The sequence below is a fragment of the Brucella sp. RRSP16 genome (genome assembly GCF_052246815.1).
In the GTDB taxonomy this organism is placed as follows: Bacteria; Pseudomonadota; Alphaproteobacteria; order Rhizobiales; family Rhizobiaceae; genus Brucella; species Brucella intermedia.
In genome coordinates this window covers 77,604-92,870 of the sequence record NZ_JBQQAM010000005.1, presented here as the reverse complement: position 1 = coordinate 92,870, position 15,267 = coordinate 77,604, and the positions used below count along the sequence as shown (strand labels likewise).

The following is a 15,267-nucleotide window of genomic DNA, read 5'->3' as shown; positions in this document are numbered from 1 at the left end:
AGCCCGCCCCGGTTTCCCGGCGCGGGCCTTTTCGGATCATGATACCGATCCTACTTTTCGATGGTGCGGTTCCAGCGGCTGTTGAGCTGCTGGCGGCCTTCGTTGACTGCATCCCAGTCGAGCGTCTTGGCAGTCTTCATGTAACCGTTGAAGGCGTCGAGCTTGGCCTGTGCCTCCGGCGAACCGGCCTTCGCCTTCTGGTTCGACGGGATGACGTTGCCATGGTCGAGCGCCTTGCTCTGCGCATCGGCGGAAAGCAGATAATGCGCGAGCTTCTGGCTCAGCTCCGGCTCGCTGTTGCCTGCGAGCACGCATTCGGTCACGGCGAGGACCACGGAACCTTCCTTGGGCTGCGCATATTCAACCGGAATGCCCTTGTCCTTCAGGTTGTTGACGCCGGTTGGCGTCAGCGGGAAGATCGCCGCTTCGCCGGTCTGCACCATTTCCGAAATCTTGGCCGAGGACGGGATGAATTCCAGAACGTTCTTGCCGATCATGTCGGGGAACTTCTCGAAGCCCGGCTCGAGGTTCTTGTCGTCGCCACCCTGAATGCGGTTGAACATCAGGAAGGCATGCAGGCCGAAAGTCGAAGCGGAAGCCGACTGGAACACGACGGCATTCGCATATTTTTCGTCGGCGAAATCCATCCACGAAGTCGGGGCGGCCCAGCCCTTTTCGTCGAAAAGCTTCTTGTTATAGGCAATGCCGGTCATGCCCATATCGACGCCGATAGCCATGTCGTCCTTGAGGCGCGCGGCAGGCTGGATGTCGGCCAGAACCGGATCGTCGGAGATTTTCTGGCATAGGCCCGCATTGATCGCGCGCACCATGACGCCGTCGTCGAGCAGCATGACATGCATCTGCGGATTGTCTTTCTGCGCGGTTGCCTTGGCGAGAATATCCGCCGAGGTGCCCGGCACGACAACGACCTTGACGTCATTGGCCTTTTCAAATTCCGGCAGGACATGCTCGGTATAGGCCTTCTCCATATTGCCGCCATTCATGCCGATATAGAGCGTCTTGGTTTCAGCCGATGCGGCCGAAGCGAAGGCTGCCGACAGGCCGAGCGCCAACAGGGCGGTTTTGGTGATGTACTTCATGCTACTCCCCTTTGTGGTTTGAGTTCATATCGAACCGGTCGATGCGGAAGGCATCGATCGGCGTTTCCGTCTCGCCCTTTACGGCGAGATCGCAAAGAATGGCGCCCACAGCCGGGCCGGTCTGGAAACCGGCACCGCAAAAGCCGAAGGCGTGAAAGAGATTGTCGACCCGGCTGCTTGGCCCGATGACCGGATTGTCGTCCGGCATTTCCGATTCAGTGCCAGACCAGAAGCGGATAACCTGGGCATTTTTCAGATGCGGGAACAGTTCGATGGCGCGCAGCATCACGGATGAGGCGGCATTGACCGAAGGCCGCGAGAAGTCCGGGTTTTCAAGCGGCGCGCCGCGCCCGCCGCCCATGACATAGTTGCCGCGCGTGACCTGACGGCCATAGAATCCGCCGCCCTCTTCGCCAAGGCTCATCGGCAGGCGAAACGGCATCGGCTCGGTAACGACCATCGAGGGATAGATGCGCTGGAGCGGCACCGGCTCACCGAACGAGGCTGCGAACCGGTCCGACCAGGCACCGGCGCAGTTGAACAGGAGGCGCGAGCGGATTTCGATCGTGTCACTCGCGGAGCCATCGCCTGCCAGGATTGCAAAGCCGTCGCCGGTCTCTCGCGCTTCGATGACCGGCGTGTTTTCCAGCACTGTTGCCCCGGCCGCCAGTGCCGCGCGGGCAAAGGCAGGCGCAACCAGACGCGGATTGGCATGGCCATCCTCCGCGCAGAGCGAAGCGCCCGCCACATCGCCCGGCAACCATGGAAAACGTTCGCGGATCGCATTGCCGCCGATCAGCTCGACATCCAGCCCGAGCGGCCTGACCTTCGCGGCATAGGCTTCAAGGCTTGCGAAATGCGCTTCCGTGCGGGCAAGCTTCAAATGGCCGCTGCGGACATATTCGCCGTCGATGCCGATGAGTTCCGGCAGGCGCGCCCACAATTCATGCGACCGTTGTGCAAGCGGCAATTGTTCCGGGGCGCGGCCCTGCCTGCGCACGCCGCCATAATTGACGCCGCTTGCCTGCGCACCGCAAAAACCCTTGTCGAGCAGGATGACCGACAGGCCGGCCCGGCGCATGAAAAGCGCTGCCGAGCCGCCGACGATCCCGCCCCCGATAATGACCGCATCGGCCTGAAGACGCCTTGTCATGACGAAGCGCCCTCCCTGGCCCGAGCGCCGAACCCGAGCGGGATCGGCTTGACCGGCGCCTGAGCGCGGATGCGGCCTGCTTCGGCGGGCGTCTTGTCCTGCACAGACGCCAGAAGTTCCGCCGCCGCTGCCGTGCACATGCGGCCCTGGCAACGGCCCATGCCCACGCGGGTGAGCGCCTTCAGCCGGTTGATCTCGCGCACATCACCCTGACGGATCGCGGCCTGCGCGTCGCGCAGCGCGATTTCCTCGCAACGGCAGAGCGTGACGTCGCCAGCAATCGTATCGAACCAGTCTCGCGGGAACGGAAAGGCTTTTTCGACAATCAGGCGTTCGCGATAGATATGATCGAGCTTTGCGAGAAGAGTGCGTTCAGCACCTTCGTCAAACGGCAGGCCCCGATCACGCAGCAAGGCGATTGCGGCCAGTTGTCCGCGAATTTCGGCGGCATCTGCACCGGCAATGCCTGCACCGTCGCCCGCCACATAGACACCGATGCGGCTTGTGCGGCCAAGCCTGTCGGCAGCCGGGAGCCATGCACGGTCGCGTTCTTCAAAGCGGAAATCGCAACCGGCGAGATCGGCAAGCTGGGTTTCAGGACGCAAGGCAAAACCGTAAGCCAGCGCATCGCACTCAACCTCGCGCACACGCCCGGCCGAGCGAAAGCGAATGCCGTCGACATGCCCCTCGCCCAGCACCTCGTCGGGCCGCACATTGTAGTGGATCGGCACGCCGCCAAGCTTCAGGCGCAGGCCGTAATAAGCGCCGAGCACCACGATGCGCGGGGCATAAAATGCCAGATGGGCCAAATGAAATTTGGAGGCGAAAGGCGCTGTGTCCAGCACCGCCACAACCTTCGCCCCGGCATGATGATATTGCCAGGCCACCAGATAAAGCAGCGGGCCGGACCCCATGAACACCACGCGTTCACCAACCGTGCAGCCTTGCGCCTTGAGCGCCGTCTGCGATGCGCCGAGCGTATAGACGCCGGGCCTGGTCCAGCCTTTGAACGGCAGAACCCGGTCGGTCGCGCCGGTGGCCAGAATGAGATGGCTGTAGGGCAACTGGCCGTGAACGCCATCGGTCAGCAGGTCGAGCCGGTCGGTTTCCCCGCGCGAAATGTTCCAGACCAGCGTTTCCGGGCGGTAGTCGATTGCGCCGCGCAACGCGTCGAAGCTCTTGTGCAGCGCTTCGGCCTTGTGCGCTTCCGAACCATAGCGGCTGCGATAGCTGCGCCCGTCATCGAGCGGCGGGCGGCGATAGATCTGCCCGCCGGAACGGAACCCCTCGTCGAGCACGATGGGCCGGAGACCCGCCCTAACCAGCGTTTCGGCGGCGCGAACGCCCGCCGGACCTGCGCCAACGATAACCGGATCGAGCACCGCACTCATTTCGCAGGCTCCGTGACAAAAGCCATGCCGTCTTCCAGAAGCGTGGTGCAGGCGCGAAGCCTGTAACCTTCGTCCGTCATGACGTGGCAATCCTGACATGCGCCGATGAGGCAGAAGCCCGCGCGCGGCTCGCCGGTGAACTCGGTATGACGCAACTTGCCCTGCACGGACAGAATGGCGGTAAGCACGGTATCGCCGCGACGACCTTCGAAGCGCACGCCGTCGAGCGAGAAGCTGACCGGCTGTTCGGCCAGCCGATACCGTCTGCGGAACTGAGCCGCCGAAGAAGAAACCGGGATCGTCATGGTCTGCCTGCTCAGCCCTTGCCCACCAGCAGCCGGTCGAGACCGAACATGCGATCGATGATAATCATGGTTGCGGTGGCGACGAGGATCATCAGGGCTGAAACCGCGGCCATCATCGGGTCGATGGATTCGCTGGCATACATATACATGCGCACCGGCAGCGTGACCGTGGATGGCGAGGTGACGAAGATCGACATGGTGAGTTCGTCGAACGAGTTTATGAAGGCAAGCAGCCAGCCGCCGGACAGGCCCGGCAGGAGCAATGGCAGGGTGACGCGGCGGAACACCGTCCATTCGCCCGCGCCGAGGGTGCGGGCCGCGTTTTCCGCATTGCGGTCCATGCTGCCGAGCGAAGCGAGGATCAGGCGCAGCGCATAGGGCGTGACGACGATGGAATGCGCCGCGACCAGCCAGACGAAGGAGCCGGTAAAGCCCATCAGCGAGAACAGGCGCAGGAACGCGACGCCCAGAACCAGATGGGGAATGATGAGCGGCGACAGGAAAAGCGCGTTCAGCGCATCGCGGCCACGGAAATTATACTGCGCGATCGCCAGTCCCGAAGGCACGGCCAGAAGCGTGGAAATCGTTGCCGAGAAGAAGGCGAGCTGCACGCTGTTATAGAAGGAGGCCATGAAATCATTATGCGCGAACACGGCCTCGAACCAGCGCAGCGACAGGCCCGCATTGGGGCCGCTCCACGGCATGGTCAGCGTGTTTTCCGGCGTGAAGGCCACAAGGCACACCACGACCATCGGCGCCAGCATGAAGATGACGATCAGCGTGTGGAAGAAAAGGGCGAAAGGACCGTTCTTCGTCATGGCTCTATCCCAGCTTCTTCTTGGCCTGCCCTTCGAGCAGACGGTTATAGGCGATCATGATCACCAGATTGGCGACCAGAACGATGATGGCGATGGCGGCGCCGAGCGGCCAGTTCAGTTCGATCAGGAACTCGTCATAGACGACGGTTGCCGCCATCTTGAGACGACGTCCGCCAAGGAGGCCCGGAATGGCAAAGGAGCTTGCCGAAAGCGCAAACACGATGAGGCTGCCCGACAGGATGCCAAGGACGGCCTGCGGAAACACCACGCGGCGAAGTGCCGTCAGGCGCGATGCGCCGAGCGTCAGCGCTGCGGCTTCCACCGCCGGATCGAGCTTTTGCAGCACGGTCCAGACAGGGATCACCATGAATGGCAGCATGATGTGCACCAGGCCGATGACAATCGCCGTTTCGCTGTAGAGGATTTGCGTCGTCGGCAGGCCCACCATGTCGAGCGCGCTGTTCACGAGGCCATTGCGGCCCAGCAGCATGCTCCATCCGAATGTGCGCACCACGACCGAAACCAGAAGCGGGCCGATGATGACCAGCAGGAAGATCGAGCGCCATGGCTTGCGCATGTTGGAGAGAATATAGGCTTCCGGCACGCCGACCAGCACCGTTATGACGGTGGTGATCAGCGCCAGCTTCAGCGTGCGCCAGAAGATCGAGAGATAATAGGGGTCTTTCAGGACCTGCACATAATTGGCAAGCGTGTAGACGTTCTCGATGCCCTTGTCATAGCTGTAGCTGTTGAAGGACAGCAGCACGGTAAGGCCGAGCGGCAGCAGCACCAGCGCGAAGAACAGAAGCGTCGACGGCCCGACCAGAAAAAGCGGCGTCAGATCGCGCTGCCCCTTGGGCGCGGCGGATATATCCTGTGAGGTGACGGCCGACATGCTCAGTTCACCCCTGCGGTGAGGATGCGGCAATCCTCGTGGTTCCAGCTGAGGCCGACCGATGTGCCTTCGGATGGCGGCGGGTTGCCAAGATTGGGAAGCGCCACTGAAAGCTGGCCGGCAGGCGTCGTCACGCCGAGCAGCCACTGCGCGCCCATGAAGTAGCGCGTCGTTACTTCACCGGCGATATGTCCCTCGCCTGCCGCAACGAGCTGCACCTTTTCAGGGCGGATGAAGACGGAAAGCTCGCCAGAGACCTGCTTGCCATTGGCGGGGAAGCGGATCGCGGTTTCGGCCAGCGCGATCATGTCGCCCTCGGCGCGTGCCTTGAGGAAGTTCGACTTGCCGACGAAATTGGAAATGAAGTGGTTGTGCGGGTGCTCATAGAGCTTGTAGGGTGCGTCGACCTGCGTGATGACGCCTTTTTCCATGACCACGATGCGGTCGCTGATCGACAGCGCTTCGGCCTGATCATGCGTCACCATGATGGTGGTGATGCCGACTGTGCGCTGGATGCGGCGCAGCTCGAACTGCATTTCCTCGCGCAACTGCGCATCGAGATTGGAAAGCGGCTCATCGAGCAGCAGGACCGGCGGATTGATGACCAGCGCGCGGGCAATCGCCACGCGCTGGCGCTGGCCACCCGACATTTCGCGCGGATAACGATCGGCAAGCGCGCCCAAATGCACCAGCTCCAGCACGTCGCGCACGCGCTTTTCGCGTTCCGCCTTCGGCACATTGCGCATTTCGAGGCCGAAGCTCACATTCTGCGCCACCGTCATATGCGGAAACAGCGCATAGCTCTGGAAGACGACGCCAAGCTCGCGTTTGGCGGGGGCAAGGCGCGTGATCTCGCGCCCGTCGAGCGTGATCGCGCCGGCCGTCGGCGTCACCAGGCCGGCGATCATCTGCAAGGTCGTGGTCTTGCCGCAGCCGGAAGGGCCGAGAAGCGAAATGAACTCGCCCTTTTCAATCGCCAAGTTGAAATTGTCGACAGCCGCGAACTTGCCGTAGTGGCGGGAAATTCCGGACAGGGTCAAAAAGCTCATTGCATCTCCCTCTCGGCATGACTTCCGCGGAATATGCGGGGGAGCGGAAGCGCCGTGATGTTGTCTCACGTCGCCTCTTCGTCGGGCTGGCTGGCGGGAGCGGCTTGACCGCGCTTGAAGCGCTGATCCGGCTTGTCCGTTTGAACGCATGACCGTCCGGCCGCTTACGCAGCCGCAGCGTTCCCCTTGATTACAAGCAAAACCGCCGATCCGCTTGCGGGCACTTCTCCAATGCCTTGCCGGACCTTCCCATTGGCGACGGTTTTAGATGGCGGAAAAATCCGCAGGAATGCAAATTATAATTTTCAAATCCGGAAGAAATTATATATTTCTTTCAAAATACAGAATTTGGAAGCAATTTTATGGATGATATATCTGAGAATCCGAAATCCGGCGCCGCGCTTAACTCAAGTCTGGTGAAGGCGATCCATATCTTGAAGGGTCTCGCCGCCAGCACGGACGACGGCGTGCGGCTCATCGATCTGGCGCGCGACCTCGAACTCAGCCAGCCATCGACGCACCGCCTGCTGAAGACGCTGATCGCGGAAAACCTTGTCGAGCAGCTTCCCGACAAGAAGGCCTATCGCCTGTCGCTGGAGTTTTTTGCAATGGCGGCGCAGGCGCGCCAGCGCGACGGCATATTGAGCATTGCCCGCCCCTCGCTCTTGCGGCTTTCGACCACGTTCAACGATACGGTCTTCCTGCTGGTGCGCAGCAATTTCGACGCGGTCTGCCTCGACCGCGTGGAAGGACCGTTTCCGATCCGCTCCTTTACCGGCGACATCGGCGGCAAGGTGCCGCTCGGCATCGGTCAGGGGAGCCTTGCCATCCTAGCCTTCCTGCCGGAAGAAGAACGCGAGGCGATCATCCGCTTCAACATGCCCCGCATTCTGGACAAGTCGGCGGTGGACGAGGTCGATTTGCGCATCATGATCGCGGAAGTGCGCGAGACGGGCGCATCCACTTTCAATTTCAACATGATCGACGGCATGGCGGGCCTCGGCGTCCCCATTCTCAACCGCGACGGTGAGGCGGTGGCAGCGCTCAGCATCGGCACGCTTGCCGCGCGCCTGACCGAGAAGCGGCAGGAGACGGTGACCGAACTTCTGCGCAAGGAAGCAGCCATCATCTCGCAACGGCTCAATCCGTTCGACCCGACCCTGCGGCACCCAAATCAGGCTTTGTTGAAATAAACGAAAGCTTTATGAGCATTGTGCGCAACAGACCGGCTTTGTCCACAGCGGGCAAAAAGTTTGGCGATTGACTCGCAACCGCCGTCAGCGTTTGATCGCTGGCAGGTGTGGAGGTTCTGTGGGCGGAGGGCAAATATCCAAAGCAGAAAATCCATCTCCATAACGCTACAATATTGGAGTTCTGTTGTGATCAAATCCACCAGACGGGGAATAATCCACCTTGCCCTTGCCCTTGCCGCATCGACGGCGATGGGCACCTTCGCCACCACGGCGGCTCAGGCACAGGACAAGATCCTGCTCATCATCAATGGCGCGCTCGGCGACAAGTCGTTCTTCGACAGCGCCGCCAAGGGCATGAAGATGATCAAGGACAGATATGGCGACGACGTCGAGACCAAGATTCTCGAAATCGGCGACGATCCGACCAAGTGGGAGCCGGTGTTCCTCGATGCGTCCGAACAGGACTGGGACCTGATCATCGGCGGCACCTACCAGATGTCGGAAACCGTCGGCTCGGTCGCCCAGCAATATCCGGACAAGAAATACATCCTCTACGATGCAAGCGTGCCTTATGAAGAAGGCGGCTATGACAATGTCTATTCCATCCAGTACAAGCAGAACGAAGGTTCCTATCTCGGCGGCATGCTGGCGGCGTCTCTGCTGAAGGAAGGCAAGCTCGGCGATACCGGCAAGAATCTCGGCTTCCTCGGCGGCATGGACATTCCGGTCATCAACGACTTCCTCGTCGGCTATATCGCCGGCGCGCAGGCCATCCAGCCCGATGCCAAGATCGCCATCTCCTATGCCGGTTCCTTCATGGATGCCGCAAAGGGCAAGGAACTCGGCCTCGCGCAATACCGTTCCGGCGTTTCGCTCGGCTTCGTCGTCGCCTCACAGACCGGCCTCGGCCAGCTTTCCGCTGCCAAGGAAACCGGCAAATATGTCCTGGGCGTCGATTCCGATCAGGAAGCGATCTTCAAGGACAGCGATCCGGCCATCGCCAAGCAGGTGGTCAGCTCCGTCCTGAAGAATGTCGATGTCAGCCTGCTGCAAGCCTATGAACGCTTCAAGGCCGGCGACCTGCCGTTCGGCAAGGCGGAAGCGCTCGGCCTCAAGGAAGGCGCTGTCGGCATCGTGCAGGACGGCAATATGGCTGCGATGGCCACGCAGGAAATGAAGGACGCCATCAAGAAGGCTTCCGACGAGATTTCCGAGGGCAAGATCACGGTTCCGACCGCATTCGGCATGAGCACCGAGGATCTCAACGCGATCCGCAACAAGGTTCGTCCCTGACCGTGGAAAATCCAGCTGAAAATAATGAAGGCGGCGATGCTATCGTCGCCTTCCGCCCAATCGTCGCCTTCCGCGATGTGAGCAAGGTCTATCCGAACGGCACGCAGGCGCTTCGCGACGTATCGTTTTCGATCCGCGCAGGCTCCATCCACGCCATTTGCGGCGAGAACGGTGCCGGCAAATCCACGCTCATGAAAATCCTGTTCGGCATCGAAAATGCCACGGCGGGCGAAATCGTCGTCGATGGACAGCATATTGCATCCTGGTCGCCGGAAGATGCCGCGGCCAAGGGCATCGGCATGGTGCACCAGCATTTCTCGCTCGTGCCGACGCTGACGGTCACTGAAAATATCATTCTTGGCCATGAACCGGTGAAGGCCGGGCTGATCGACCGCGCGGGCGCGCGCAAAATGGTCGAAGCGCTGATGCAGCAATACGACCTGCACGCCGACCCGGACGCGATCACCGGCGCGCTTTCCGTCGCCGCCCAGCAGAAGGTCGAAATCCTCAAGGCGCTGGCCCGCCGCACAAGGCTCCTGATCCTGGACGAGCCGACCGCCGTTCTCTCTCCGCCGGAGATCGAGGAACTGATGCGCAAGCTGAAATCGCTGCGCGACGAAGGCATTACCATCCTCTTCATTTCCCACAAGCTGAACGAAGTGCGCGAACTGGCCGAAAACGTGACGGTGCTGCGCGCCGGTGCCGTCGCCGGGACCGAAAAGCTCGCCGACGTGCCGGACGATGCCATCATGCAGATGGTGATGGGCCACGCGGTCGACATACCGCAACGCGCCCACAAGCATGGCGCGATGAAAACCGTTCTCGACATGAAGGACGTCACGACCAAAGCAGCCGATCCGGCGGACCGCATCAAGGATGTGAGCCTGACCATCGGCGCGGGCGAGATCGTCGGCGTTGCCGGTGTCGATGGCAGCGGCCAGCGCGGGCTCGTTTCCGTGCTGTCCGGCCTCGCTGAAGCGGCAAGCGGCGCGATCAGCCTCAACGGCAAGGACATGCTGCGCGCCGACACGGCAAGCTGGCGGAGACAAGGCCTTGCCTATCTGCCAGCCGACCGCTTCTCGCAGGGCGGCGCGCCCGGCCTGTCTCTCGCCGAAAATGCGATAGCCGGAGCCGGATCGATTACCGCCGACAGGCAGATTTTCCGGGGACCGTTCCTGCGCTGGAACGCCATCAAGGCCCGTGTCAGCGGGATGATAAGGCAATATTCGGTGCGGGCGGGCGCGATTACCGAACGGCTCGACTCCCTTTCCGGCGGCAATGCGCAGAAGCTGATCGCCGCGCGCGAGCTTGCCACCAATCCGAAATTCCTGATCGCCGACCAGCCGACGCGCGGCATCGATGTCTCAGCGGCAGCCTTCCTGCACCGCCGCATCGACGAAGTGGCACAAGGTGGTTGCGCCGTGCTGCTCGTCAGCGCCGATCTCGATGAATTGCTGCGCTTGAGCGACCGCATCGTCGTGCTCTTCAACGGACGCATCGTTGCCGTTCTGCAAAACGGACCAGACATCACACCGGCTAATCTTGGTCCTTATATGCTGGGGACACGAGCATGATCCCAAAAAGTGTAAAACGGTTTTTGGATAAGATCATGCTCAAACAGAAAGCTGCCGCCTGATGCGCAGATTCATATCCTATCTCATTCCATTCTTCCTGACCGTGCTGGTGATCGGCGTCATCATGGCGGTGCTGCTGGTGCCGCTGGCGCTGATGCAGGACAATCCGGCGGCGATCCTCAAAACCTTCTTCCTCGGACCGTTCGGCAGCATTCGCCATATGGGCAATGTGGTGGAGGCGGCAACGCCGATCATGCTGACCGGCCTTGCGATCACCATCCTGTTCCGCTCCGGCCTGTTCAATCTGGGCGCGGAAAGCGGCTTCTTCCTCGGTGCGCTTGGTGCTGTGGCGGGTGCTGTCCTGCTTCCTTCGCTCGGCTGGTTCTCGCTGCCTGTGGCCATCCTCTGCGGCGCGGTTGCGGGCAGTTTCGCCTGCACCATCCCGGCGGCGCTGCGGCTGCGGTTCGGCGCCTCGGAAATGGTGACGTCGCTCGTCCTCAACTATGCCTTCCTGTTTCTCGGCCTCTTCGTCCTCAACTATGTCATCCGCGATCCGGCAGCGGGCGGGATGATGTCGCTCAAGATACCCCCGGACGCCAAGCTCGACCGCCTGCTTGCCGGGACGCGCCTCAACAGCGGCTCGATCATCGCGGTTCTTGCCTGTATCGCTGGCGGCATCTGGCTCTACTGGACGCGCTCTGGCCTCAATATCCGTATTGCGGGTTCAAGCCCCGGCTTTGCCAATCACCTCGGCCTGCCGCTGAAACGCATCGTCATGCGGGCGCAGATCGTCGGCGGACTGGTGGCCGGCATGGCCGGGGCGCTGGAAGTGCTGGGCCTTCATGCCCGCTTCGCCTGGCTGGACCTGCCCGGCTATGGCTGGACCGGCCTCGTCGTCGCCATTCTGGCGCGCGAAAATCCGTTCCTGCTCATTCCGTCGGCACTTTTCCTCGGCTTCGTGCAGGTGGGCGGCGATCTTCTGGCCCGCAACATGAACATCCCGACGGAAGTGGTGGGGCTGGTGACCGCGGCGATCATGGTGGGCGCGACGGCAAGCGTCATTCACAATCATCCGACCGTCTTGCGGCTGATCCGCAATCTTCGCAATCGCGATGCAGACCAGGCCGCAGTGCAGCCGGGAGTACAGGCATGAGCACCGTTCTTGCACAGATTTTCGACCCGCATTTCATCGGCACGATCCTGCGCGTGGCGACGCCATTGCTGCTGGCCGCTCTGGGCGTGATGATTTCCGACCGGGCAGGCGTGCTCAATATCGGCATGGAAGGCATGATGCTGGTCGCGGCCCTCATCGCCGTTCTGGCCAGCGCCGCAACGGGAAGCCCGGCCATCGGCCTGCTGGCGGCGCTTCTCGTCGGCGCACTTCTGGGCTGGCTCATGTCGCTTTCGGTCAACCGGCTCGGCACCGATCTCATCATGACCGGCATCGCGCTCAATATCGCGGCTGCGGCGGCAACGACGCTCGGGCTTTATCTCGCGACAGGCGACAAGGGCATGTCCGGCGCGCTGAAAAGCGGAGCCCTGCCAAGCCTCTCCGTGCCCTTCATCGGCAATATCCATGTGCTCACCTTCGCGGCCCTTCTGGCCGTCCCGGCGGTCAGCCTCCTCATGATGCGCACGCGCTTCGGCCTGCATCTGCGCGCCACCGGCGTCGATCCGAAATCGGCGCGCGCCGCAGGCATCCAGACCGGCCGCGTGCAGATGATGGCGCTCATCCTGTCCGGCCTCTTCGGCGGTGCCGCCGGTGCCTATCTGTCACTCGGCTATGTCACCTGGTTTGCTCAGAACATGACCGCCGGTCGCGGCTTCATCGCCATTGCGGCGGAAGTCATGGGACAGGGAACCGCATGGGGAACGCTCGTGGCGAGCCTGGTCCTGGCGGCGGCGGAAGGTTTTGCCATCACGCTGCAAAGTCTTGGCCTGCCTTTCGAACTGATGCAGATGATCCCTTATCTCGTCCCGGTCGTCGTGCTGACGGTCCATGCGGCGCGGCGCCAGCGCCGCGCCCGCCTGCTGAAGAAATCCTGATAATGAACATCGAAACGAGAATGACATGAAAGCTTGGGAACTGACCCGAGACCTGCTGCGCGACACGAAACCGGTGGTACGCACGGCGGAGGAACAGACCTGGGATGCGAGCGCCGTCATGAAGGCGCAGGACGATCTCATGGCCATGTTCTGGAAAAGCAATGTGCCGGGATCGGCTGCGCCTGAATGCCTGATGGCGGGGGCGCTGCAATCGCTGGAAAACAAGGGCTTTGTCCTTGCGCCTTATGAAGAACTGCTACGCGACGGGCTTGCGGCCCTTGAACGCGGCGACTTCGAGACGCTCTATCGCATCGACATGCGCCTGCGCGTCCTGATGCGCGCCGCACGGCCCGATCCGGACCATCCGTCGCAAAAGACCGTGCGCTATGGCTCGTGGGACGAGTTCGACGCCGCCGTTCAATGGCCCGACGATGTGCTCTATGCCATCCAGTCGGATGATTTCCGCGACCGCACCGCCGCCGCCTGGATGGCGCAGCTTGTCGGTGCGGCGGCTGGCACGGCGCTCGAAGGCTATACGGCGGAAAACATCGCCGAGGTCTTCGGTCCGATCCGCGATTATGTGCGTGAGCCCAACACCTATAATGACGACATCACCTTCGAGATCGCCTTTCTGGAAGCCTTCGGCGACAAGGGTTCTGCCGTGACCAGCGCCGACATTGCCGAGCGCTGGACTTCGCTGATTCCGCTTGGCTGGTCGGCGGAGGCAATCGCGCTTTCCAACATGCGGCGCGGCCTCACCGCGCCTGAAACCGGCACGTCCGACAATCCGTTCGATGAGTGGATCGGCGCACAGATGCGCGGCACGATCTGCGGCATGGTCGTGCCGGGCCGCGCCCGCGAAGCTGCCCGCCTCGCCTGGATGGATGCGGAAATCTCCCATGCCGGAAACGGCATATTGGGCGAAGTTTTCAATGCCGTCATGGCGGCGCGCGCCTTTGCTGTTGCCGACACGCGCGAACTGCTCGTTTCGACGGCAGCACTTTTCCCGGTCGAGACCGAATATGGTGCGGTTCTGGCCTTCGCGCTCGACGCCTGCCGCTCCGCCGGCAGCTGGCAGGATGCATGGGCGAAATGCGATGCGGAATATGCCGAATATAACTGGATTCACGTCTATCCGAATGCAGCCGCGCAGGTCATCGCGCTCTGGTTCGGCGAAGGCGACTTCGACCTTACGCTCGAAATCGTCTGCGGCATCGGCCATGACGTCGACTGCAATGCCGCGCAGATTCTCAGCATGATCGCCATCCAGCGCGGCTCCGGCATCATCGCCGAACGGTGGTCGAAGCCGCTTCTGGCCGACGACATCGTCACCTATATGCGCCGCCCGGCGAAGATCTCCTTCGACGCACTCGTCGACCAGACGGTCGATGCGGCGCGCAACGCAGTTTAAATCTTTTTACGCTTTTCCGGACGCAAAACCGCTTCACACTTTTGCTGGAAAAGCTTCAACGCAGAAAGACCCATCATGGCCCGTAAAATCATTATCGATACCGATCCCGGTCAGGACGATGCAGTCGCCATTCTTCTGGCCCTGGCAAGCCCGGAACTCGACATTCTCGGCATTACCGCAGTGGCTGGCAACGGCCCGCTGGCGCGCACCGAAGTCAACGCCCGCACCATCTGCGAAGTGGCGAAGAAGCCGGAAACCAGGGTGTTCGCAGGCTCCATCCGTCCTCTGGTGCGCCCGCTCGTGACGGCTGAAAACGTGCATGGCAAAACCGGTCTCGACGGTTACGACCTGCCCGCCCCGACCATGCCGCTGCAGGCACAGCATGGCGTCGACTTCATTATCGAAACGCTGATGAAGGAAGAGCCCGGCACCGTCACGCTCTGCCCGCTCGGACCCCTGACCAACATCGCCTCCGCACTGATCCGCGAGCCGAAGATTGCCGAACGCGTCAAGGAAATCGTGCTGATGGGCGGCGGTTATTTCGAAGGCGGCAACATCACGCCGTCGGCGGAATTCAACATCTATGTCGATCCGCATGCCGCATCGGTGGTGTTCAAATCCGGCATAAAAATCACCATGATGCCGCTCGACGTCACCCACAAGGTGCTGACTACCGAGAAGCGCATCGCCGCCATTCGCGGCATTGGCACCCATGTCGGCGAAGTGGTCGCCGCATGGCTTGAATTCTTCGAGCGCTATGACGAAGCCAAGTACGGCACCGATGGCGGGCCGCTGCATGACCCCAATGTCATCGCCTATCTCATCAAGCCGGAACTTTATTCCGGACGTGAGTGCAATGTGGAAATCGAGATCAATTCGGAACTCACCATCGGTGAAACGGTCGTGGACTGGTGGGAAGTAACCGACCGTCCGAAGAACGCGCTCTTCATCAAGGATGTGGATGCAGACGGCTTCTTCAAACTGCTGACCGAGCGTCTCGCAACGCTTTGATTTTTTCAGAACACGATCCCGAAAACCG

The 15,267-nt window shown here is 61.6% G+C and carries 14 protein-coding genes; 7 read left to right on the top strand and 7 right to left on the bottom strand.

Annotated features, from left to right (window positions below):
- Nucleotides 1–50: 50 nt before the first annotated feature.
- Genes ACS5UA_RS09620 through ACS5UA_RS09590 form a run of 7 tightly spaced genes read right to left on the bottom strand, consistent with a single transcriptional unit; the run spans nt 51 to nt 6,711 of the window.
- On the bottom strand, nt 51–1,100 hold the full coding sequence (locus ACS5UA_RS09620; protein ID WP_021588279.1) for an ABC transporter substrate-binding protein: 1,050 nt from the start codon (nt 1,098–1,100) through the stop codon (nt 51–53).
- Between the two features lies 1 nt (nt 1,101).
- A complete protein-coding gene (locus tag ACS5UA_RS09615; RefSeq protein WP_100649204.1) occupies nt 1,102–2,253 on the bottom strand; it encodes an NAD(P)/FAD-dependent oxidoreductase in 1,152 nt (383 codons plus the stop codon).
- On the bottom strand, nt 2,250–3,644 hold the full coding sequence (locus tag ACS5UA_RS09610) for an FAD-dependent oxidoreductase (protein ID WP_443101281.1): 1,395 nt from the start codon (nt 3,642–3,644) through the stop codon (nt 2,250–2,252). Before ACS5UA_RS09610 ends, ACS5UA_RS09615 begins: the two co-directional genes overlap by 4 nt.
- Nucleotides 3,641–3,949 carry a (2Fe-2S)-binding protein gene (locus ACS5UA_RS09605; RefSeq protein ID WP_006469571.1) on the bottom strand — a complete coding sequence of 103 codons (309 nt, stop codon included), beginning with the start codon at nt 3,947–3,949 and terminating at the stop codon, nt 3,641–3,643. The genes ACS5UA_RS09610 and ACS5UA_RS09605 overlap by 4 nt, the downstream gene beginning before the upstream one ends.
- A gap of 11 nt (nt 3,950–3,960) precedes the next feature.
- Entirely contained in the window at nt 3,961–4,767 is an 807-nt protein-coding gene (locus ACS5UA_RS09600) for an ABC transporter permease (protein ID WP_006469572.1), read from the bottom strand.
- Nucleotides 4,768–4,771: 4 nt separating this feature from the next.
- Entirely contained in the window at nt 4,772–5,662 is an 891-nt protein-coding gene (locus ACS5UA_RS09595; protein WP_021588283.1) for an ABC transporter permease, read from the bottom strand.
- Between the two features lie 2 nt (nt 5,663–5,664).
- The gene (locus ACS5UA_RS09590) at nt 5,665–6,711 is read right to left on the bottom strand and encodes an ABC transporter ATP-binding protein (RefSeq protein WP_025091858.1); all 1,047 of its coding nucleotides are present in this window, start codon (nt 6,709–6,711) and stop codon (nt 5,665–5,667) included.
- A gap of 362 nt (nt 6,712–7,073) precedes the next feature.
- Between ACS5UA_RS09590 and ACS5UA_RS09585 the strand changes: the two genes are divergently transcribed.
- The 7 genes from ACS5UA_RS09585 (at nt 7,074) to ACS5UA_RS09555 (ending at nt 15,239) form a co-directional block, all read left to right on the top strand.
- Nucleotides 7,074–7,904, top strand: coding sequence for an IclR family transcriptional regulator (locus tag ACS5UA_RS09585; RefSeq protein WP_006469575.1), 831 nt, complete (start codon nt 7,074–7,076; stop codon nt 7,902–7,904).
- 186 nt (nt 7,905–8,090) lie between these two features.
- Nucleotides 8,091–9,197 carry a BMP family ABC transporter substrate-binding protein gene (locus ACS5UA_RS09580; protein WP_112701770.1) on the top strand — a complete coding sequence of 369 codons (1,107 nt, stop codon included), beginning with the start codon at nt 8,091–8,093 and terminating at the stop codon, nt 9,195–9,197.
- Between the two features lie 2 nt (nt 9,198–9,199).
- On the top strand, nt 9,200–10,771 hold the full coding sequence (locus ACS5UA_RS09575; RefSeq protein ID WP_443101280.1) for an ABC transporter ATP-binding protein: 1,572 nt from the start codon (nt 9,200–9,202) through the stop codon (nt 10,769–10,771).
- 61 nt (nt 10,772–10,832) lie between these two features.
- Entirely contained in the window at nt 10,833–11,924 is a 1,092-nt protein-coding gene (locus ACS5UA_RS09570) for an ABC transporter permease (protein WP_006470776.1), read from the top strand.
- Nucleotides 11,921–12,817, top strand: coding sequence for an ABC transporter permease (locus ACS5UA_RS09565; RefSeq protein WP_025091862.1), 897 nt, complete (start codon nt 11,921–11,923; stop codon nt 12,815–12,817). Before ACS5UA_RS09570 ends, ACS5UA_RS09565 begins: the two co-directional genes overlap by 4 nt.
- 25 nt (nt 12,818–12,842) lie before the next feature.
- The gene (locus tag ACS5UA_RS09560) at nt 12,843–14,228 is read left to right on the top strand and encodes an ADP-ribosylglycohydrolase family protein (protein ID WP_112701768.1); all 1,386 of its coding nucleotides are present in this window, start codon (nt 12,843–12,845) and stop codon (nt 14,226–14,228) included.
- Nucleotides 14,229–14,303: 75 nt separating this feature from the next.
- Nucleotides 14,304–15,239: a nucleoside hydrolase gene (locus tag ACS5UA_RS09555; RefSeq protein WP_021588291.1), complete on the top strand. Its 936-nt coding sequence runs from the start codon at nt 14,304–14,306 to the stop codon at nt 15,237–15,239.
- Nucleotides 15,240–15,267: the final 28 nt, after the last annotated feature.